The following is a 21,268-nucleotide window of genomic DNA, read 5'->3' on the forward strand; positions in this document are numbered from 1 at the left end:
TTGTGAATGACCCGACGAAGATATAGATAGGAATAGCGCGGGTTTCAGATGAATAGGGGCAATTGTAAAAGACAATGGGGTCAAAGGACCCCATTTTATTAACATAGTTAGTTATTTTGCGATAGTTTGTGGCAGTGTTAAGCCAAAACTCTGCCACAAGAAACTGTAGATATCGGCAAATTCGTCAATCTTCATCGCCGTCGGTTTACCAGCTCCGTGACCCGCATTGGACTCGATACGCATAATCACAGGTTCAGTGCCTTGTTGCTTATCCTGCAACATGGCTGCGAACTTGAAACTGTGTAATGGCACGACGCGATCATCATGATCGGCAGTCATCACCATAGTCGCTGGGTAAGCTTGCGCTTTCACATTGTGATAAGGCGAATAAGCCAATAGCGCTGGGAATTGTTCTGCTTTATCGGCACTGCCATATTCACTCGTCCAAGCCCAACCGATAGTGAACTTATGGAAGCGCAGCATATCCAGTACGCCCACCGCAGGTAATACCGCGGCGAAAAGTTCAGGGCGTTGAGTTACCGCAGCGCCCATCAACAGACCACCGTTACTGCGGCCATAGGCACCTAACTTAGTGCTGTTGGTGTATTTCTCACTCACTAGATATTCAGCGGCGGCAAAATAGTCATCAAACACATTTTGCTTTTTATCGAACATCCCCGCTTGATGCCAGCTTTCGCCGTATTCAGCGCCGCCACGTAAACTCGGCACAGCGTAAATACCGCCCATATCTAACCAAGCAATGTTGGCCGGACTAAAGCGTGGTGTCATCGAAATGGCAAAGCCACCATAGGCATACAGTAATGTTGGGTTTTGACCGTTCTTCACTAAGCCTTTTTTGTAGGACAGCATCATAGGCACACGCGTGCCGTCTTTGCTGCGATAAAACACTTGCTCAGAAACATAGTCATCGGGATTAAACGATACTTTAGGTTTGGCAATTACGCTTGATTCAGCGGTTTTAAAGTCAAACTTATAGGTGGTTTCAGGTTGAATATAGCTATTAAACACATAATAGAAATAGTCTTTGCTTGCTTTACCAAAAGGCCCCGCCACATTGCCTTGACCAGGTAATGCTACGTCTTGGCGCTTCTGCCCACCCATGCTGTAAATCGATAATTGACCTAATACATCGTGTAAATAACTCACCACTAAATGGTCATTAATTATGGCGACGTTATTAATGGGATCTGTAGACTCTGGAATAATGGTTTGCCATTGGGATTTATCGCTATTGCGGGTATCAATCGCAATCACTTTACCGTTAGGCGCATCTAAGTCGGTTTTAAAATAAAACACTGAACCATCATTACCGAGAAACTCATATTCAGCTTCTAAGTTGAGGATTAATTCCACCACTTGCGATTTAGGCTCAAATAAGGATTTATAGAAGAAACGATTACGCTTATCCGTGCCTTGAGAAATCGACAGTAATAAGTATTCGCCTTTCTCTGATACCTCTATGCCAAAGCCCCAATCTTTATTCTGTGGGCGCTCGTAAATCAATAAATCTTGGCGCTGATCTGTGCCTAATTTATGGTAATACACTTTTTGGTTGAAATTGACGTCGGCTAAGACATCTCCACCCGCTGGGGCATCATAGCGAGCATAAAACACGCCTTGGTTTTCTTTATCCCACACTGCGCTAGAAAATTTAATCCATTTCAATTCATCGGCAAGTTTCTTACCGGTTGCGATATCAACAAACTGCCATTGCTGCCAATCTGAGCCCGAATTTGACACACCATAGGCTAAAATTTTACCGTCATTACTCACTGCAACACCTGATAGCGCCACAGTGCCATCCGCTGACAGTTTGTTGGGATCGAGAACTGGCTTTTCAACGCCATCTAACCCTTTGACATACAAAACAGATTGCGCCTGCAGGCCATCATTACGGTAGTAAAATTGATTGTCGCCATTCTCAAATGGGGCGGAGACTTTTTCGTAATTCCACAGTTCAGTGATGCGATCGACCACAGCTTGTTTATTGGGGATCTTGGCTAAATAGGCTTGACCGAAGGCTTGTTGTTCTTTTACCCAAGCTTCCGTTTCTGGCGTATTGGCTTCTAAATGGCGGTAAGGGTCCGCCACGGCAACACCGTGAATGGTTTCGACGAGATCATCTTTTTGAGTCACTGGGTAAAGCAATTTATTTGCGCTTGCCTGCTCAGTCGAATTTTGTTCAGGTGCATTGCCACTTTGGCAGGCACCGAGTGCCATTCCCAATGTGGCCACTAACAAACCTTGCTTTGCAAGGCGAAATCTTAATGCCATCTTGTTATCGTCCTTCTTGTGGTTTCGGGCTTAAGGCCTTTTCAGCAAGTACTATACAAGCAAAAAAAATCATGGCAATGCCGTAACTTAATATGAAGATTTTTAGGTTGTATCGCAGATTTAACAAAATGGCAGCAAGGATAAGCTTATTGAAGTGTATTATTATGCACTAATAGTGATTTATAAGTTATTAATCAAGGTAAATAGTGACTTAAGTGATATAGATCACCTTTGCAATCATTAGAATTACTAATGTTTATGGGCAATTTTTCTCGTTTGTTTTACCGCCGAGTTCACCATAGAATGTGCTTGTTTTCAGGAGATACCTGCTTGCAGATATCGAAAACAAAGAACTTTTAAACTGGTGTGTTCCCAACACTTCAGTTTCTTCCCTGGTTCTTATGCTTGACTTCCTTCCTTCAATTTGTTGATTGCAAATGCATTATTTTTGCGGCCCGCTTAGTTTAAGCGGGCTTTTTTTTATCTATTTCAAACACCATCCTACTTACGACGATATCAAGCTTTAAATCGCTATCACTATTCATGCCCTAGCCTCACTTTAGTTTTATTTGCGGCTTAACGATTACCTGCTCGCGAACATCACAAATAAGAAAAACTCATAATCCCATTCAAAGCTCGCTGATGCTGCAAAGGTTGAGGTTGAGCGAAATACTGCCAAGCTATCCAAAAATAACCACCTCCGCATCTATAAATAACAACGCCAAGTCAGTGACTTGGCATTGGATTGGGCTTAACTATATTGATGTGGCACAGGTTAAACAGTGCACAAATACACTACAAAGGCTTACTGATCCGTATCACAACGCGGCGGTTACGTGCCCTTTCATCCATATCATCATTGGAAGCCACATGACGGCGCTCACCGTGCCCTACAGTAACGATACGATCTTGCGGAATACCACTGGCAACAAAGAAATCTTTTACCGACTCAGCCCGTTTATCTGAGACTTTTTGGTTAACTGAACGGCCACCGTAACTATCGGTATACGCATCTACCAGCACTAGCTCCACCAAAGGATCATAGGCTAAGTATTCTTGAACCCGAGACAGTTGCTGCTGGGAGAAACGAGTTAAATCGGTTCCGCCTTCATCATAGTTCAGCACAGTAAATGCGATATCTTCAAAACTATAGGGCAACAGGTGCGCTAGACAAGCTTTGAACTCGCTGTATTTACGGCCAAAGTTAACCGATGACAAACCCACAGCTATCTTATTCGACTCGTTATACCAATCAGCATAGTAAAACGTTGGTTCCATACCGCGACTCAACTCTGCCAACATAGACCAAGCTGCGCGCTTAGGCACTTCACCGTTAAAGTACTTTTGATAATGTAATGAAGTGATCTCTTTTGAGACCACTCCCGGACGCCACTGTGGCGCGCGACTAATTAGCTTAGCTTGCGTGACTTGATCCGGTTTTACCCACATGTCTAAGGTAAAATTCATATTTTGCTGCTTACCCGCTTCGCTGGTAAAAATCGCTTTACCGTAGGAAGGGATATCGTGCTCGAGGCGACAAACGATGGGAGAATTCTCGCTCACTCGCCATTGGGAATCACTTAAAGAGGCGACATAATGGCGCAACTCTGCCGTTGCAGTTGCTGGAACGCATAAAATTGATACTAATATCAGTTTTCGCCACATAGCCTTTACTCATGTTTAATCGGTTACATGGCTTTATCGGCAAACTATTTAGTTCCTTTAGCTCATAAAACCATCAATCAAGCATGACACACCCCAACACATTTAGCATAATAGCGCCCTGTGAATTTTCTTGAGTACTTTATGAGTGACATTTGCGACGCGAACAAATTGAAATACCGATTTCGAGGCTACTTTCCCGTAGTTATTGATGTCGAAACTGCGGGCTTCAACTCTCAAACCGATGCGTTGCTAGAAATTGCCGTCACCCTACTAAAAATGGACAATGAAGGTGTGATAGGAATCGATAAAACCCTACACTTCCACATTGAGCCCTTTGAAGGCGCAAATTTAGAACCCGAAGCGTTAGCATTCAACGGTATTGATCCCACTAATCCGTTACGGGGAGCGGTGAGCGAGAAAGAAGCCTTTTTAGAAATATTTAAAGCGGTGAAGAAAGCCCAAAAAGCCTCCGACTGCCATCGCAGTATCATAGTGGCGCACAATGCGGCATTCGATCATGGTTTTGTGAGTAAGGCGATAGAACGTTGCGACTTAAAACGCTCGCCGTTTCATCCTTTTGCCACCTTTGACACAGCAACGCTCGCCGGACTTGCCATAGGTCATACGGTACTGGCCAAAGCATGCATCATGGCGGGCATTCCCTTCGATAATAAAGAAGCCCATTCTGCGCTATATGATACCGAACGTACCGCAGAGCTTTTTTGTCACATAGTGAATCGTTGGAAATCATTAGGCGGCTGGCCGTTACTGGCCGTAGATGCGCTGGATGCACAAAGCGATACTGAGGAATAAGTTTAGCGGTTCACGCTGGACCTTAAGTCATTTAAAAACAAAAAAGCTGCCATTGGCAGCTTTTTTCATTTAACAGACAACTGTGATTAACAAGTACTAATTACAGTGAGCTTGCGTTTTCAGACAGGTAAGCAGCAACACCTTCAGTGCTTGCATTCATACCTTTATCGCCTTTTTCCCAGCCAGCAGGACATACATCGCCGTGCTCTTCATGGAATTGCAGTGCGTCGATCATACGTAGCATTTCATCAACGTTACGGCCTAATGGCAGATCGTTAACGACTTGGTGACGAACCATGCCTTCTTTGTCGATCAGGAATGAACCACGGAAAGCCACACCCGCTTCTGGATGCTCAACATCGTATGCTTTACAGATTTCATGTTTAACGTCAGCCACTAACGTGTACTTAACTTGGCCAATACCGCCTTTTTCAACTGGGGTGTTGCGCCATGCGTTGTGAGTGAACTGAGAATCGATAGACACACCGATCACTTCTACGCCACGCTTAGTGAACTCTTCCATGCGGTGATCAAATGCGATCAACTCTGATGGACAAACGAAAGTGAAGTCAAGTGGATAGAAGAATACTACTGCTGGCTTGCCTTTGATGGCAGCAGTTAAGTTGAAGCTATCAACGATTTCGCCAGAACCTAATACAGCTGCAGCAGTAAAATCAGGAGCCTGACGGCCTACTAATACGCTCATTTTATATCTCCATCTATGAGTTGAACTAAGTGTAAAGTAAGACGCCCTCAAGCCAGTATGCTCTCCTCAACCTAGGTCGAGTTAAATCCTTACTGATTAGAAGGTGTTCTTACCAATCAAATCTTTAGGCATTATAAGTCGTGTGCTGTGCCTTACAACCTATTTAAGACCAATATCACATTTTTCAAGGGCATTTCCGTTTTGCCTGACTAAGGATAGAGCAATCTGCGTATCCTGTGTGCGCAGTAATCCACATTCGGCTAACAGACAAAACCCAGCATGATCACATTTTCAGATATTTTTCAGATAAGCCCTCGGCAAACTGGACATCGACAGCCTTTGCAGTCAAAAATAGCGTCTTTGGCTTAAAGAATTAAGAAAATTGACTATGAATGCAGTCGTTATTGCAGTGTGCTTAATGTTGGCACTCAGTTTAGCTAGGGTGAATGTAGTTATCGCCCTCACCGTGAGCGCCCTAGTGGCGGGACTTGTGGGCGGAATGGATCTGCACCAAACCATAGATGCCTTTAATACGGGCTTAGGTGGCGGCGCGCAAATTGCGCTCAGTTATGCATTATTAGGTGCCTTCGCTGTCGCACTCTCGCACTCAGGCTTAACCACGCTTATCTCAAGAAGCATCATCAGTAGTCTTGGGCAAGATCCTAATCCCACCAACACTAACTGGGTTCGCTGGTTACTGCTGTTATCGCTACTTGTCATGTCGATGGCCTCGCAGAATATTTTACCTATTCATATCGCCTTCATTCCGATTTTAGTGCCACCCCTGTTACATGTGATGACCAAGCTGAACATCGACCGTCGTTTAGTCGCTTGTGTTTTGACCTTTGGTCTGGTCACAACCTATATGATTTTACCGATTGGATTTGGTGGCATTTTCTTAAATGACATTCTGCTTTCCAACTTAACCAGCAATGGCTTAGCGGCTGTACGTGAGCAAATTCCACCAGCCATGTTAATTCCAGCGGCGGGCATGATAGTTGGTTTACTGACAGCTGTGTTTATCAGTTACCGTAAACCTCGGATCTACGATGAGGCCAAAGTGCTGGTTGCAGAGCCAGAAGAAACCCTCAACAAACGCAATATTATCATTGCCGCAGTGGCGATATTAGCCACCTTAGTGGTGCAACTTGAAACCGATTCGATGATTTTTGGCGCCCTAGTCGGCTTCATGATTTTCAGTTTCTCTGGCGCCTTAAAGCATGTCGCCGACCAAGATATTTTCAATCAAGGCGTGCGCATGATGGCCAACATCGGCTTTATCATGATTTCTGCCGCAGGTTTTGCCGCGGTAGTGAAAGAAACCGGTGAAGTGGGCACGCTTGTGGCTTCGCTTAGCGACATCATTGGGGATAATAAAGCCCTCGCCGCCTTCTTGATGCTGCTAGTAGGTCTACTGATCACTATGGGAATTGGCTCGTCTTTCTCCACTATTCCGATTATCGCGACCATTTATGTGCCATTGGCGTTAAGTTTTGGTTTTTCAGTGGCGGCGACGATCGCGTTAGTCGGCACCGCCGCAGCGCTGGGTGATGCGGGCTCGCCAGCATCGGATTCCACCTTAGGGCCTACTGCGGGTTTGAATGCCGATGGGCAACACGACCACATTCGTGACAGCGTGATCCCCACTTTCATCCACTACAATATCCCACTGTTAGTGTTTGGCTGGATTGCGGCCATGGTGTTATAAACACGATTGAATAGATTGATAGCAGTAATAGAAAGTAACGACAGCGCGGACATTGTCCGCGCTGTTTTTTTATTGCCGGCTGCAACTTTATCGCGGTCACGTGACGCGTTAATTCACTCGATGATTAACTCAATAGCTAACTCAATATCAATAGTTAACGCAATAATAGCCTGATAACTAACATGATAGTTACCGTGTCGCTTCGAGCTTGCGGCTACCCTGCTTATTCTTTTTATCCTCATACAGCGCTTTATCCGCCGCTTGCAGCACTGCCTCGAAGTTAGCATAGTCTTGCGAATCAGCGACACCGCAGGAAACGGTCAACACATTTAAAAATTGTCGCTCTGCCACAGCTTGACGTAAATGTTCAGCCAATACCAAAGCCGGTTCAAAAGTACAATTAGCTAAGATGACGACAAACTCATCACCGCCGGTTCTGATTAACAAATCGTTTTCTCGAAATACGCCGCGCATTGCATCGACAATTTGCATGATCGCCATGTCACCGAGTTTATGCCCGTAGGTATCATTAATGGTTTTGATTTTATCGCCATCCACGCAGATCACAGCGTAATGCCCCTTAGTTGCGACATCAAACAGTGCGGTCTCATAGACTTTCTTATTGTAGGTGCGAGTAAAAGCATCCAATAACATCGCTTCACTAAACCGTTGACGCTCAGTACGAAGTTTCCTAAAACGATTGATATTAATTTGAACGAAGAAGATCACAATAGATAACAAAAACCACAGGGGCAAATTCCACACAATAAAACGAAATATACTGATTTTGTATGTCAGTGAAGTCATGTTATCTAAATGATTTGTCATCGAATAAAACAAGAACTCCGGCGTCAGTTCAGCCCAAAGGCTATCTGTCGTGATCACCAACTCAGTGCCATAATCGGTATTGCGCCATTCCACATGTTTATTACGCATAAAACCCGACGTCATAAAGGCCGTGTCGGCAATCACATCACCAATAAAATGATTAGGATCGCTAGATGATGTAATCGGCGAGGCCATAGATAAAATGACTTTACCAGTCACTTCATCCTGATAAGGAATGGATAACACTATGCCATCGGCCAAGGACTCTGGCGTCGCGTCTTTCGCACAATAGTGCAGGCTCTGACAAAACTCATTTGTCGAAGTACGGTCATTAATCAGCCGCGCTTTTACGTCCTCAGGGATTGGGGTAGCAAAATACACAGCATCACTACGATAAAGCCCCACATACAGGAAAATATCTTCTGCGTTGGTCTTTTTACTGGAGTAGAGATAATCAAAGTAGCGTAAGACTTGCGCTTCTTCAGCAGAAAGCTCCACCCCTTGGGGCAGCATTAATCGGGTGGGATCGAGCTGAAAAGGCGCTAAAGAAGATTTATTGAAATCAATGATGTCGTGCAGGGATAAGCTTTTACCGAGCAGTTCAATATAGCTCGGTGTGATTTGCTTGGTTTTTACAAAAGACACAAAGGATTGGTGTTCTCTATCGATTTTAAACGGCAATAGGATCAACAAGAATATGACAAACAAGAGGGTCGCAAGTGCAAGTGACCGACGTAATAACAACCAGTTGAGTGCCGAATGTCCCATAATCCCTCTTAATCCTTGTTATACCGACAATATGCCTTGCCCAAAACTTAAGTAATGTCCCATTAAACCACAAAATAAACCAATAAAAACAACTGCAATTGCGAATAACCATTTGTCTTAATGCAAAACTTTAGCAGCTTAAAACAAAGTTGTTATAACTGTGGCGAACAAAAAAACAAAAAGGGAGCCTAGGCTCCCTTACTGAGTACATCCGCTCAACTGAGCATCAGCTACGCTAATTATTTAGCAACTTGATTTTTAACAGCTTTGGTTATTTAGTACCAAAGATTTTATCGCCCGCATCACCAAGACCAGGCAGGATATAGCCCTTCTCATTGAGGCACTTGTCGATAGCAGCGGTATATAACTCGATATCAGGATGCGCCGCTTCTAACGCTTTGATCCCTTCAGGCGCAGCCACTAACACTAAGGCTTTGATTGAAGTACAACCGCGTTTCTTCAATAAATCGACGGTCGCAATCATAGAACCACCAGTCGCGAGCATTGGGTCGACAACTAAGGCAATACGCTCGTTCATGTCGCTGGCGAGCTTTTCAAAGTAAGGTACAGGCTCAAGAGTTTCTTCGTCACGGTAAATACCGACAACTGAAATACGCGCACTGGGGATATGCTCAAGCACACCGTCCATCATGCCCAAACCCGCACGTAAAATCGGCACAACCGTGACTTTTTTACCTTTGATTTGGTCGACTTCAACCGGACCGTTCCAGCCTTCAATCGTCACCGTTTCAGTTTCGAAATCTGCGGTAGCTTCATAGGTTAATAAACTGCCCACTTCGGCGGCTAGCTCACGGAAACGTTTAGTGCTAATGTCACCTTCGCGCATTAAACCGATTTTGTGACGCACTAAAGGATGTTTAACCTCGACAACTTTCATTTTTCTCTCCTACTTTATTTTTCGGCGTATTATTTTAGGCAAATTTTTCAGATTCTAGTTGATTTGTTTACTAGGTAAAACATAAAGTTTTGCCATTAGACCTAATCGTGAGCTATCTCCCATGAATAATTCCCAATCGACTAAGATACGTACCTTAATTTACTATTTTGTGACCAATCTCAAGACCTCAGAAACTGAAATACAGTTTTACTCGGCCAAAAATACTCCGCCGAGGGGCATAAATCCAAATCATGACTTTCGACCCCTAGCACAAGCTGGTAGAATACCGCCGCATAAAATCCAATAACGATGTACCCGAGAGGATCCCTCCGTGAGCACACCTACCCCACTGAGCTATAAAGATGCCGGCGTTGATATTGATGCAGGTAATGCACTGGTAAGTAACATTAAAGCAGCCGTTAAACGTACCCGTCGTCCAGAAGTTATGGGCAACTTAGGTGGTTTTGGCGCCCTGTGTGAAATCCCCACCAAATACAAGCAACCGGTTTTAGTGTCTGGCACCGACGGTGTTGGAACTAAATTGCGTTTAGCCATCGACTATAAAAAACACGACACAGTCGGCATAGACTTAGTTGCTATGTGTGTGAACGATTTAATCGTTCAAGGCGCTGAGCCACTGTTTTTCCTCGATTACTACGCAACGGGCAAGCTGGATGTTGAAACCGCGACGTCTGTCGTCAACGGTATCGGCGAAGGTTGTTTCCAATCTGGTTGTGCATTAATCGGCGGTGAAACCGCTGAAATGCCAGGCATGTATGAAGGTGAAGATTACGACCTAGCAGGTTTCTGCGTGGGCGTAGTTGAAAAAGCCGACATCATTGACGGTAGCAAAGTGGCAGCGGGTGATGCGCTCATCGCATTAGCCTCGAGCGGCCCTCATTCAAATGGTTACTCTTTAGTACGTAAAGTATTAGAAGTGAGCCAAGCAGACCCTCAACAAGATCTCAATGGCAAACCGCTAATTGAACATCTACTTGAGCCAACTAAAATTTACGTGAAATCATTGCTAAAACTGATCGCAGCATCAGACGTACATGCAATGGCACACATTACTGGTGGCGGCTTCTGGGAAAACATCCCACGCGTACTGCCAGATAATTTAAAAGCGGTTATCCAAGGCGATTCATGGCAATGGCCTGCTGTTTTCAGTTGGTTAATGGAAAATGGCAACATTGCAGAATATGAAATGTATCGCACCTTCAACTGTGGCGTCGGCATGTTAGTCGCGCTGCCAGCCGATAAAGTGGATGCAGCACTTGCATTACTGGCTGCAGAAGGTGAACAAGCTTGGCTTATCGGTGCTATCGCAGATCGTGAAGGCAATGAAGAGCAAGTGGAGATCCTGTAATGCCCCAGAGCTGTCGTGTAGTTGTATTAATTTCCGGAAATGGCAGTAACCTGCAAGCGATTATCGACGGTTGCGACGATAACCTGCAGGCCGAAGTTGTCGGAGTCATCAGTAATAAACCCGATGCCTATGGCCTAGTGCGCGCCCATCATGGCGAAATTGATACCAGCTGCGTGATAGCTCACCAAGGTGAATCTCGCTCTGAATACGATGCGCGTTTAATGACAGTGATCGAACAGTACCAACCCGATTTAATCGTGTTGGCAGGATTTATGCGGATCTTAACCGATGATTTCGTGAATCATTACCTAGGTCGCATGATCAATATCCATCCTTCACTGTTACCGAAATACACTGGCTTAAACACCCATCAACGTGCCATTGACGCTAACGACAGCGAACATGGTGCCAGCGTGCATTTTGTCACGCCTGAGCTGGATGCAGGTCCGGTGATTTTACAGGCTAAAGTGCCTGTTTATGAAGAAGATACCGCTGACATGCTCGCCGCCCGCGTGCATGAGCAAGAACATGCCATTTACCCACTCGTGGTGAAATGGTTTAGTCAGCAACGTCTTAACATGCAAAACGGCCAAGCCTATCTTGATGGCAATCTCATCGGCCCGAGCGGTTACGCGCCTGATTAGTTCCGCTTAAAAGCAATGGTAGCGAGATCACAAATGGAGACCTTAGGGTCTCTATTTTTTTAACTATTTTCCACAAAAGCATTGTTTTCTGGGGCAATGTGGCATTAGATAACTTAACGAAAAGTGATTTTTGCTCGGCATGACAAGAGACTATTAGATGAAAAATATTATCTGCGATATCGATGGTGTACTACTGCACGACAATAAACTGATCCCCGGCAGCGACAAATTTATCCAGCGTATTTTAGAACAAGGCAATCCGTTAGTCGTCCTGACTAACTATCCCGTACAAACGGGAAAGGATCTGCAAAACCGTTTAAGCGCTGCCGGTATTGATATTCCTGAAGAATGCTTTTATACCTCCGCCATGGCAACCGCTGACTTTTTACAGCACCAAGAAGGCAGTAAAGCCTATGTTATTGGTGAAGGCGCCCTCACCCATGAACTCTACAAAGCAGGCTTTACCATTACCGATATCAACCCTGACTTTGTGATTGTCGGTGAAACCCGCTCCTACAACTGGGAAATGATCCATAAAGCGGCAGGCTTCATCGCACGCGGCGCGCGCTTTATTGCCACTAACCCAGACACTCACGGCCCAGCTTACAGCCCAGCCTGTGGCGCGCTGTGTTCACCTATTGAGCGTATTACCGGTAAAAAACCTTTCTACGTGGGTAAACCGAGCGCATGGATTATTCGCTCTGCGCTTAATCATATTGATGGGCACTCGGAAGACACTGTCATCATCGGCGACAATATGCGCACCGATATTTTGGCAGGCTTCCAAGCTGGGCTTGAAACCATTCTAGTCACCAGTGGCGTGAGTAAGCTTGAAGATATCGACAAAGAACCCTTCCGCCCGAACCATGTGTTTGCCTGCGCGGGTGACATCGATGTTGTTTAAATCTTCATTTTAATTAAGCTCATTTCCCAATGTGTGCCCAGCGTTTATGGTGCTGGGCGCCATAAACTAAATACCTTAAATAAACGGATATTCGGTAGCGACATTTATCCAGCGCATTTTAGAACAAGGCAATCCATTGGTCGTTCTGACTAGCTATTCCTTACAAAACGGGTAAGGATCTGCAAAACAGTTTAAGCGCGGCAGGAATGGATAATCATGAAGAATGCTTTTGCACCTCCGCCATACCAACCGCCGATTTTTTCCGTATCCGCATAACGCGATAGAATACTTCTAGTAAAATTTTGCACATTAATAGGAGCACAACATGGAAGTGGATTTCTTTAAGGATTTAGAAACTGAAATCAAAGAAAAGCTAAAAGGTTTTGGTTACCAAATACCAAGTTTTGAAGAGCTAAGTAAGCAACACATTAGTGCTACAGAAGCTCACCTTAGCTATAAGCATTACGATATAAAAAACTTAATACTTCACTTTCTTACGGTGACTGAACGCAGAATACCGATCAAAAAGTGGAACATTCACATATCTCCACGGCTACAGAATCGCCCCGAAACAGCAAATATGGTTTCGATGCTCTCACACGGTGTTGATGTAAATCCCTTCCTTAGTAAACAAGTAAAAGCACGTCATCAAAACAAAGACAATAAAACGGATTTACTTCGCTTTGAGTGGGGAATCCACCATATTCATTTCGAGGAAGGTGGTAAAGGCGATGACATGCTGTTTGTGTATTTTGATGGTGATGATGCTTACTTGTTAGACATACTGCTTCATGAGAAAAAAGAAGTAGGAAATGTCACTTGGACAAATACCAGTTTAATACAAATATTGCATGACTATTGGCCTCAGGCGATATCACGTGCCATTTTACAAACTGGAAGTAAAGAAATTCTAACTCAAGAAGAACGCAGGATTTTGAGAAAAAAAGCTGGGAATACAACAGTTACAGTTGAAGATGGAACTGAATACCTTCCTTTAGGAGGTAGCTTTACATCGAGTAAACATCCAGCGCGAGCCATTATAGGTACTGACAGACTTGTCGACAGAGTTAGAGTGCTAGAGCATTGGGTGCTGCATAACGAACAAGTAATAAGACAAGCTTTAGATCTACACAATCGTGACATAGATATTAAGTTAGTATTAGATGAAAACTACATGCCTCAAGTGTTCGAAGTAACAAAAAGAGCACTTCTTAACTTGATACCAAATGACGAAAAAACCATCGCTTAACTGGAATAATTCTGACTTTCAGCCCTTACTTAAACGCATCAGTTTTTTGTTGTTATAGTAAGGGTTGCCCCAAAGTAGTCTGGTGTGATTATCATAGTGGACTAATCCTACGTCTAGCAATTCATCCTTGCCAGTCGCTTAAACATTACCCATGCAACACGCCTCGCCCAAAGGCGTATTGCATAGGGTAAAGCAACATTAAGTAACACATTCACCTTCTTCTCAGCCTTGTGGCTCGCTGCGGCTTGCTTCATGATAAGCCTCACTTCTGATTGATTAACAGAAATCTAAAATTCCTTAATTAAAACAACAGTAGGATTAACCTATGCGACGTCTGTATCCCCTCTGTGCGCTGGCCATGCTCAGTGCCTGTAGTCCGAATTCATCCCAATCCGATGGCAACAGTACTTTGGCTGAACTCAAACCCGTGCAGTTCAATGAAGCACGCTTTAGAAATGATATAAAAGCCCTGTCATCCGATGAATTTGAAGGTCGAGCACCGACTACTCACGGTGAAAAACTCACCTTGGACTATTTGACTAAAGCCTTTACAGAGATGGGACTCAAGGGCGCATACCAAGGCAGCTTTTTACAACCTGTGCCTATGGTCAGCTATACCGCAGATGAAGCGCAGCAAGTCACGCTGGCAGGATTACCCTTTAAATACCGAAAAGATCTGGTGCTCAGCAGTCGTCACGATAACGGTGGCATTAACATTGAGAACGCGCCATTAGTCTTTGTTGGCTATGGAGTGAACGCACCAGAATATGGTTGGAATGATTACCAAGATCTCGACATGAAAGGCAAAATTGCGGTGATCTTAGTCAACGACCCCGGCTTTGCCCGCCCTGACTCGGGTAAGTTCAATGGCAAAGCCATGACCTATTACGGCCGCTGGAGCTATAAGTTTGAAGAGGCCAGCCGTCAAGGCGCCCTTGGTGCACTGATCATCCATGATACTGAGCCCGCCTCTTATCCTTGGTCTGTGGTAGAAAATAGCTGGACTGGGCCACAGCAAGATCTAGTGCTGAGTAAAGCCGAACAAGATAGCCGCATCAAAGTCGAAGGCTGGCTTACATTGGACGCAGCAACCCAGCTGTTTGATAAAGCGGGTTTATCACTGCCGAGCTTGATGGCGCGCGCCGCCGACAGCCCAATCAATGTCCCCCTTGAGCAAACGGCCAGTATCGCCTTTAAAAATAAAGCCGAATACGCGAATAGCTACAACGTAGTCGCCACGCTCCCCGGCAGCACACAAGCCGACGAGCAGATCCTCTACACCGCCCATTGGGATCACATAGGTAAAGACGAGACGAAAGCAGGCGATCAGATTTACAACGGCGCCATGGACAACGCCTCGGGCACTGCCGGCATTCTCGAGATCGCCAGACAATTAACCGACAATGCGAATCAAGGCCACGGTTTAGCGCGCTCGGTCACCTTTATTGCCACCACAGGTGAAGAACAGGGCTTACTCGGTTCGCGCTATTACGCTGCCAATCCACTTTATCCTATCGACAAAACCGTGGCAGTGCTAAACCTCGACAGCACCAATATCTACGGCAAAACCAAGGATTTTACGATTGTCGGCAAAGGGAAATCTGAGTTAGAAACTTACCTTATTGATGCGGCGAAACAACAGAACCGCATCGCCATGGGTGAGAAAAATCCCGCTTCGGGCGGTTTCTTCCGTTCAGATCATTTCAGCTTTGCCAAACTGGGCGTCCCAGCGGTCTTTGCCGGCGGCGGTAGCGACCCCGTTAATGAGACCACGGCGGCTTATAAAACCCAGATGCAAGCCACAATGAAAGGCTGTTATCACAATGTCTGCGATGAATACCATGAAGACTGGGATTTGAGCGGCGCGCTGCAAGATTTGCAAATCTACTACCAAGTCACGCGCACATTGGGCAACAGCAAAGATTGGCCGGGATACTATCAAGGCACAGAGTTCAATAGCCTGCGCCCAGCTAAAACGACGCTTGTGACAGATACAAAATAGCAGCTTGTATCAGTGACAGCTTGTGAGAGGCGACTTGGTTAGTCGTCTCTTATTCTTATTGACGCCCGCTAGTCGCTCCTGCGAAATAAAGCACCAGCTGAATAAAGCGCCATCTCAGCCAGCACGGCAAAGCGCCAAACAAGATTAAAAAGTACGTGAGCCATTCACGTGCTTTTTTGTTTTCAGCTCACAAACAATACAGTTATCGCGAAATATCCATCCTGCCACACCATTCTGCATAGGCTTATGCCATTGGTTGATGTCAAACTCGGCGCATAAATTGATTAAAAATAAAACACTTAAACGGGACAACTCATTGTTTAAGGTCTTTTTTAGCGGTTTTTCTGTCATCGACACTTTTTCAAAACACATTGTGAATTCCCCAAAACCTCTCACGTCAAATCAGACAATAAAAACAAATCACCAAAAATAACGCAAATTAAATGAATTATTCTCAAATAAAAGCATTAAACATAAACATCAAAATCAACAAAAACACCAATAAACAGATAAAACATCAAAAATAGTGTTTGGCAAATGCCTAAATTGCTGGCACATTAAACCTCAATTGAGACATCCTCAAATGACAGACAGTGTGGGAGTTGTACTATGTGTTCAATCTTTTCGATTTTAGATATCCAATCTGATGCCAAAGAACTGCGCCAAGTCGCGCTAGAAATGTCTAAGCTAATGCGCCACCGTGGCCCTGACTGGTCAGGTATTTATGCCAGTGATAAGGCAATTCTTGCCCACGAACGTTTAGCCATTGTTGACATTGAACACGGTGCTCAGCCGCTGCTGACCGAAGATGGCAGCTTGATCCTCGCAGTTAACGGTGAAATCTATAACCACAAAGAATTGAAAGCCCAGTTAGGCGATAAGTACAGCTATCAGACCAACTCTGACTGTGAAGTCATTTTGGCGCTGTATCAAGAATACGGCACTGAATTTCTTGATAAATTAAACGGTATCTTCGCCTTTGTGTTATATGACAAAGCCCAAGATTGCTACCTAATTGGCCGCGATCACATGGGGATCATCCCGCTATACACAGGCCGTGACGCTGCGGGTAACTTCTATGTTGCCTCGGAAATGAAAGCCCTGATGCCGGTATGTAAAACCGTAGAAGAATTCCAACCTGGCCAGTATCTCTATTCAAAAGATGGTGAAGCCGTTAAATACTACACTCGCGATTGGCAAAGCTATGATGCGGTTAAAGATAACCCAGCCAGCCAGGAAGAATTGCGTGACGCGTTAGAAGCGGCGGTTAAACGCCAATTAATGTCTGACGTGCCCTATGGTGTGTTGCTGTCGGGTGGATTAGATTCATCGGTTATCTCAGCGATTACTCAAACCTTTGCTAAACGCCGCATCGAAGACGATGGTGAAACGGGCGCTTGGTGGCCACAGCTTCACTCCTTTGCCGTCGGCTTAAAAGGCGCGCCGGATTTAATCGCCGCCAAAAAGGTCGCAGATGCCATTGGTACGATTCACCATGAGATCCATTTCACCTTCCAAGAAGGCTTAGATGCTATTAAAGAAGTGATCTATCACTTAGAAACCTACGATGTCACCACCATACGTGCCGCGACACCTATGTATTTAATGGCGCGTAAAATCAAAGCTATGGGCATTAAGATGGTGTTATCGGGTGAAGGTGCTGATGAGCTATTTGGCGGCTATTTATACTTCCATAAAGCGCCAAACGCACAGGCATTCCACGAGGAATTAGTCCGCAAACTCGATAAGCTGCATCTGTTCGATTGTCTGCGTGCCAACAAAGCCATGGCCGCTTGGGGATTAGAAGCCCGCGTGCCCTTCCTCGATAAAGAGTTTATGGATGTGGCGATGCGCATCAACCCTGAAGCAAAAATGTCTAAGGATGGTCGTATCGAGAAACACATTCTGCGCCAAGCCTTTGAGCATAAATTGCCAAAAGAAGTGGCATGGCGTCAAAAGGAACAATTCAGTGACGGCGTAGGCTACTCTTGGATTGACGGTTTGAAAGAACAAGCTGCAGCGCGGGTGGAAGATTTACAATTGGCAAACGCGAAATTCCGTTTCCCATACAACACGCCAGAAACCAAAGAAGCCTATTTCTATCGCTGCTTCTTTGAGGAACATTATCCACTGAGCGGCGCTGCTGAAACGGTTCCAGGTGGTAAATCCGTCGCCTGTTCAACGCCAGAAGCATTAGCTTGGGACGAAAGCTTACGCGGCATTATCGACCCATCGGGCCGAGCAGTACGCTCTGTACACACCTCAAGTTATTAATAGCCTAACGTTAAAGTGCTCAGTTGATAAACTAGGTTAATACGCTAAATTAATAAGCTAAGTGAATCAGCTGGATTGATAAACTGGTTAAGATAGCCAACCACAAAAGCCACCCTAGGGTGGCTTTTGTATTTCGATACAGTTTACTTTTATTGCTTACTCACGCACTACATTGTGGCTTAACTCGAAACCAAGCTAGGCCGACAGCGCACTAAATGGCTGGATTTGAGAGTTAGCTTGAGAGTGAGCTTGAATGTGGGTTTGAGTGTGAGCGTTGGTTTGCACTTGAGTGTGAAAATGAACATTCATCGGCGTCAATGCCATCGGATCTTGGGTTAAAAACTGCTTTCCAGCACTTATGCCCGCATGGTAATCGTGGCGTAAATCGGCATCGGTGCTACCCAGTAACTTACTCTGCAAATTTTCAGCGGCAAAAATCTGCACTATCTCCACATCCTCTGGCGGATTAGCGATAAAGTCCAATTCATCCTGATAGGCTTGTTCATGCTGCACTAAATAATCTATGGTTTTCGGGCAAAAACCAGAAACACAAATCCACGATTTTAGCTTGTGAACCCAAGCAGATTGCGCCTGAAAATCTTCGCTCACAGTGCGGATCACCACAATTTTGCGGGCACCACGACGATAGGCCTCACGCACAGGCAAAGGCGCGGCTAAGCCGCCGTCGAGATAAAAATCACTGTCGATAGATTCGCTCAATGCTGCGCTGTGATGCGACCCGCTATGATTAGCCGCATCGTTATTACAGGCTTTGTCACTATTACAGGCATTATCATTTAGCCAAGGCGTGAGTTTCACCCCTTGTTTATACAAAAATGGTAATGCGCTGGAGGCTTTAAGCAATTCGCGCCACTGGCTTTTACTGCTTGGACTTAAAAAATATCCCTTGCGATCACTGGCATTGGTGGTGGTGATCAGTAGCTGCCGATCACCGAGTGAGGCTGTTGCCGCATTAAGATCTAATTTGAACATCCCTTGTCTAGTCTGCTCAAAATACCAATCTAAATCGACCACATTGCCGCCGACTAACCCCCTACCGAGTCGATAGAAACGTTTATGCCGCGACAAACCGCGGATCAAGCGTTTGGCATAACCTTTTTGACGGGCCAAAAAACTGCTGAGATTCTGTGAGCCAGCAGAAGTACCAATAAATAAATCAAAGGGATCGAAGCCGTCATCAAGCCAAGCATCGAGTACGCCAGCTGTGAAAATACCGCGCTGACCACCTCCTTCTGCAATCAAGGCCACCTGTGGGCTAGCATTAGATTGAGCGTCTTTGGAAGCTAAGTGGCTGACGGCGTGCATAGTAAAACCTTATCGAATAATTCATATAAGGCGAGTCTAAACAAGCTAAATGAGAAAGGATAACGGATAGAAGCTATCATCTTAATAGGAAAATACTATTAAGATAATGTGCAAGCATTAGCCGGTGATGATAACGACAGCAAATACTGGCAGAAATTACGGCAGTGATAAGCAAGGTTAGGCAGGCTAGCTTGTTCGTCATCCTTAACGAACAAGCTATTTTCACATCAATGCATTAAAACTTATGACTCAGTTCTAACGTGATATTGCGCGGCTCACCGGGGAAATGGCCATTACGTTCGCTAAACCCACTGACGGCATATTCTTTGTCGAAGATATTTTTAAGATTTAAACGAACTTGAGTTTGATCCCACTGAGTCGTCCAGCTCATGTCAAAAATCGTATGGGGCTTCACTATTTGACCATCGAGGCTGAACTGCTCGCCCACATAGTCCATACCAAAGGCAATCGCCGAATCGAGTGCATTGATATCGTAACGGGTCCATATTCCCGCTTGATGACGCGGCGCATTGGCAAAGTGCTTACTGTCAAAGGTATTGGTTAAACTGTCGTTAGTGACTCCTTTAACCACTTCAGTCTCGTTATAAGCATAGTTTGCCGTGACAGTCAGGTTATCGGTTAAATCCCCCACCAGCGTCCATTCAACCCCTTGACTGTGTACTTCACCCAAATTAAGTAAAGCGGGAATGCCATCGTCATCGCCAGTATTTAAAGGGTTAGCTTGAGCGACATTTTGTTTTTCAATGCGATATACCGCGAGCGTGGTCATGAACTGGCCATCAAGCCACTCATTTTTCATCCCAAGTTCAATTTGATTACCCGTTTCTGGATCGAGGAAACCGTCAGCAATATCTTGTGCTTGATCGGTTAAAGATGCTGGATTGAAGCTCTCTGAGTAATTCAAATAAAAGGACATTGAATCGATTGGACGATAATTAAGCCCAGCTCTTGGCGTTATCGCGTTATCGCTGAAGGAGAACCCCGTCTTTTTATCATAGTCATCAAACTGGCTGAAACGCAGACCAGCAATCAATGACCACTGTTCATTAAAGTGCAGATGTTCCTGCACATACACGCCATAGCGGTTAGCGCGAGTGCCATCGGTATTTTTGTCTTGCAGCGTATAAGTACTTGGGTCAGTTTCACCATAATTAAGGTCAAAAATATTCAGGTTGCCAACACCTGTTTTATCCGTCGCCAACTTGTAGCTATATTCGGTTTCAACATAGTGATAATCGCCACCAAACAGGAACTCATGTTCAAAACCTAAGGCATCGAATGCATAAACAAAATCATTGGTTAAACTGATTTCATCGTTGGCACGAGCTTGCACTCGGTATTCACGCTTAATGGTGCCATCACCCATAATGGGCTTTTTATTGGCATCTAAGGTCGCCCAACCTCTCGATTCATGATATTGCTGCGTGGAATCATTATTCAGATAACGGATCTGCGTCTTGACAGAGAAGTTATCGGTGAATTGATGATCGAGAATCGATTGCAGCACCAGTGCATCCATCTTCTGGAAGTCACTCTTCTCATTGGCATTATAGGATGGCGCAACAAGGAAATTACCGTCATTATCGACAGGCACGCCGCGCAGTCGATTGCCGCCTAAATCCTGCTTAATGATATCGAAGGTCGTGGTGAGCTTAGTATCATCACTGATTTCGTAGAGTAACCCACCCGCCACTTCAGCATTTTGGCTATCGGCATTATTCCGAAAGCTATCTTCCTGCTGATAATAGGCGCCAAAGCGATAGGCGAGATTGTTGGTTAAGCCGCCAGTCAAATCCAG

16 protein-coding genes and 1 pseudogene are annotated in these 21,268 nt (G+C 45.0%); 9 read left to right on the plus strand and 8 right to left on the minus strand.

Annotated elements, in window-relative coordinates:
- Nucleotides 1-111: 111 nt before the first annotated feature.
- Together Q4Q50_RS07325 and motY are read right to left on the minus strand one after the other, a co-directional pair.
- Nucleotides 112-2,295, minus strand: a complete 2,184-nt coding sequence (locus Q4Q50_RS07325) for a prolyl oligopeptidase family serine peptidase (protein WP_311898923.1) — start codon at nt 2,293-2,295, stop codon at nt 112-114.
- A 795-nt stretch (nt 2,296-3,090) separates the two neighbouring features.
- Nucleotides 3,091-3,960: a flagellar protein MotY gene (gene motY / locus Q4Q50_RS07330; protein ID WP_063883092.1), complete on the minus strand. Its 870-nt coding sequence runs from the start codon at nt 3,958-3,960 to the stop codon at nt 3,091-3,093.
- Between the two features lie 141 nt (nt 3,961-4,101).
- Here motY and rnt point away from each other — a divergent pair, with 141 nt between their 5' ends.
- A complete protein-coding gene (gene rnt, locus Q4Q50_RS07335) occupies nt 4,102-4,773 on the plus strand; it encodes a ribonuclease T (protein WP_311898924.1) in 672 nt (223 codons plus the stop codon).
- Between the two features lie 100 nt (nt 4,774-4,873).
- Here rnt and Q4Q50_RS07340 read toward each other — a convergent pair whose 3' ends face one another.
- Nucleotides 4,874-5,479, minus strand: a complete 606-nt coding sequence (locus Q4Q50_RS07340; RefSeq protein WP_006081247.1) for a peroxiredoxin C — start codon at nt 5,477-5,479, stop codon at nt 4,874-4,876.
- Between the two features lie 388 nt (nt 5,480-5,867).
- Between Q4Q50_RS07340 and Q4Q50_RS07345 the strand changes: the two genes are divergently transcribed.
- Nucleotides 5,868-7,187 carry a Na+/H+ antiporter family protein gene (locus Q4Q50_RS07345; RefSeq protein ID WP_006081246.1) on the plus strand — a complete coding sequence of 440 codons (1,320 nt, stop codon included), beginning with the start codon at nt 5,868-5,870 and terminating at the stop codon, nt 7,185-7,187.
- 189 nt (nt 7,188-7,376) lie between these two features.
- Here Q4Q50_RS07345 and Q4Q50_RS07350 read toward each other — a convergent pair whose 3' ends face one another.
- Together Q4Q50_RS07350 and upp are read right to left on the minus strand one after the other, a co-directional pair.
- The gene (locus Q4Q50_RS07350; protein WP_311898925.1) at nt 7,377-8,783 is read right to left on the minus strand and encodes a GGDEF domain-containing protein; all 1,407 of its coding nucleotides are present in this window, start codon (nt 8,781-8,783) and stop codon (nt 7,377-7,379) included.
- A gap of 271 nt (nt 8,784-9,054) precedes the next feature.
- Nucleotides 9,055-9,681: a uracil phosphoribosyltransferase gene (gene upp, locus Q4Q50_RS07355; RefSeq protein WP_006081245.1), complete on the minus strand. Its 627-nt coding sequence runs from the start codon at nt 9,679-9,681 to the stop codon at nt 9,055-9,057.
- Nucleotides 9,682-10,012: 331 nt separating this feature from the next.
- Here upp and purM point away from each other — a divergent pair, with 331 nt between their 5' ends.
- From purM to Q4Q50_RS07385, 6 genes and pseudogenes are all read left to right on the plus strand, one after another.
- Complete coding sequence (purM, locus tag Q4Q50_RS07360) at nt 10,013-11,050, plus strand: phosphoribosylformylglycinamidine cyclo-ligase (protein ID WP_006081244.1); 1,038 nt, start codon at nt 10,013-10,015, stop codon at nt 11,048-11,050.
- Entirely contained in the window at nt 11,050-11,694 is a 645-nt protein-coding gene (gene purN, locus Q4Q50_RS07365) for a phosphoribosylglycinamide formyltransferase (protein WP_006087455.1), read from the plus strand. The genes purM and purN overlap by 1 nt, the downstream gene beginning before the upstream one ends.
- Nucleotides 11,695-11,851: 157 nt before the next feature.
- Nucleotides 11,852-12,598: an HAD-IIA family hydrolase gene (locus Q4Q50_RS07370; protein WP_259562454.1), complete on the plus strand. Its 747-nt coding sequence runs from the start codon at nt 11,852-11,854 to the stop codon at nt 12,596-12,598.
- Nucleotides 12,599-12,631: 33 nt separating this feature from the next.
- Nucleotides 12,632-12,864 (plus strand): annotated as a pseudogene (locus Q4Q50_RS07375) (hypothetical protein); the annotation flags it as partial.
- 59 nt (nt 12,865-12,923) lie between these two features.
- On the plus strand, nt 12,924-13,847 hold the full coding sequence (locus tag Q4Q50_RS07380; protein ID WP_311898926.1) for a response regulator: 924 nt from the start codon (nt 12,924-12,926) through the stop codon (nt 13,845-13,847).
- A gap of 325 nt (nt 13,848-14,172) precedes the next feature.
- Nucleotides 14,173-15,849, plus strand: a complete 1,677-nt coding sequence (locus tag Q4Q50_RS07385; RefSeq protein ID WP_311898927.1) for a M28 family metallopeptidase — start codon at nt 14,173-14,175, stop codon at nt 15,847-15,849.
- A gap of 144 nt (nt 15,850-15,993) precedes the next feature.
- On the opposite strand, the gene Q4Q50_RS07390 is transcribed toward Q4Q50_RS07385, so the two are convergent.
- Nucleotides 15,994-16,221, minus strand: coding sequence for a hypothetical protein (locus tag Q4Q50_RS07390; protein ID WP_311898928.1), 228 nt, complete (start codon nt 16,219-16,221; stop codon nt 15,994-15,996).
- Nucleotides 16,222-16,458: 237 nt separating this feature from the next.
- Between Q4Q50_RS07390 and asnB the strand changes: the two genes are divergently transcribed.
- Entirely contained in the window at nt 16,459-18,123 is a 1,665-nt protein-coding gene (gene asnB, locus Q4Q50_RS07395; RefSeq protein ID WP_311898929.1) for an asparagine synthase B, read from the plus strand.
- 195 nt (nt 18,124-18,318) lie between these two features.
- Here the strand turns inward: asnB and Q4Q50_RS07400 are convergent, their stop codons facing one another.
- Together Q4Q50_RS07400 and Q4Q50_RS07405 are read right to left on the minus strand one after the other, a co-directional pair.
- Nucleotides 18,319-19,449, minus strand: coding sequence for a patatin-like phospholipase family protein (locus Q4Q50_RS07400; protein WP_311898930.1), 1,131 nt, complete (start codon nt 19,447-19,449; stop codon nt 18,319-18,321).
- Nucleotides 19,450-19,684: 235 nt separating this feature from the next.
- On the minus strand, nt 19,685-21,268 hold a 1,584-nt coding region (locus Q4Q50_RS07405; RefSeq protein ID WP_311898931.1), incomplete at its 5' end, for a TonB-dependent siderophore receptor.

It is taken from the genome of Shewanella scandinavica (assembly GCF_031932065.1).
Taxonomy (GTDB): domain Bacteria; phylum Pseudomonadota; class Gammaproteobacteria; order Enterobacterales; family Shewanellaceae; genus Shewanella; species Shewanella baltica.

Coding starts and splice junctions, on each gene's coding strand:
- Q4Q50_RS07325 (WP_311898923.1), bottom strand. CDS start 2,295: ATGGCATTAAGATTTCGCCTTGCAAAGCAAGGTTTGTTAGTGGCCACA.
- motY (WP_063883092.1), bottom strand. CDS start 3,960: ATGTGGCGAAAACTGATATTAGTATCAATTTTATGCGTTCCAGCAACT.
- rnt (WP_311898924.1), top strand. CDS start 4,102: ATGAGTGACATTTGCGACGCGAACAAATTGAAATACCGATTTCGAGGC.
- Q4Q50_RS07340 (WP_006081247.1), bottom strand. CDS start 5,479: ATGAGCGTATTAGTAGGCCGTCAGGCTCCTGATTTTACTGCTGCAGCT.
- Q4Q50_RS07345 (WP_006081246.1), top strand. CDS start 5,868: ATGAATGCAGTCGTTATTGCAGTGTGCTTAATGTTGGCACTCAGTTTA.
- Q4Q50_RS07350 (WP_311898925.1), bottom strand. CDS start 8,783: ATGGGACATTCGGCACTCAACTGGTTGTTATTACGTCGGTCACTTGCA.
- upp (WP_006081245.1), bottom strand. CDS start 9,681: ATGAAAGTTGTCGAGGTTAAACATCCTTTAGTGCGTCACAAAATCGGT.
- purN (WP_006087455.1), top strand. CDS start 11,050: ATGCCCCAGAGCTGTCGTGTAGTTGTATTAATTTCCGGAAATGGCAGT.
- Q4Q50_RS07370 (WP_259562454.1), top strand. CDS start 11,852: ATGAAAAATATTATCTGCGATATCGATGGTGTACTACTGCACGACAAT.
- Q4Q50_RS07380 (WP_311898926.1), top strand. CDS start 12,924: ATGGAAGTGGATTTCTTTAAGGATTTAGAAACTGAAATCAAAGAAAAG.
- Q4Q50_RS07385 (WP_311898927.1), top strand. CDS start 14,173: ATGCGACGTCTGTATCCCCTCTGTGCGCTGGCCATGCTCAGTGCCTGT.
- Q4Q50_RS07390 (WP_311898928.1), bottom strand. CDS start 16,221: ATGTGTTTTGAAAAAGTGTCGATGACAGAAAAACCGCTAAAAAAGACC.
- asnB (WP_311898929.1), top strand. CDS start 16,459: ATGTGTTCAATCTTTTCGATTTTAGATATCCAATCTGATGCCAAAGAA.
- Q4Q50_RS07400 (WP_311898930.1), bottom strand. CDS start 19,449: ATGCACGCCGTCAGCCACTTAGCTTCCAAAGACGCTCAATCTAATGCT.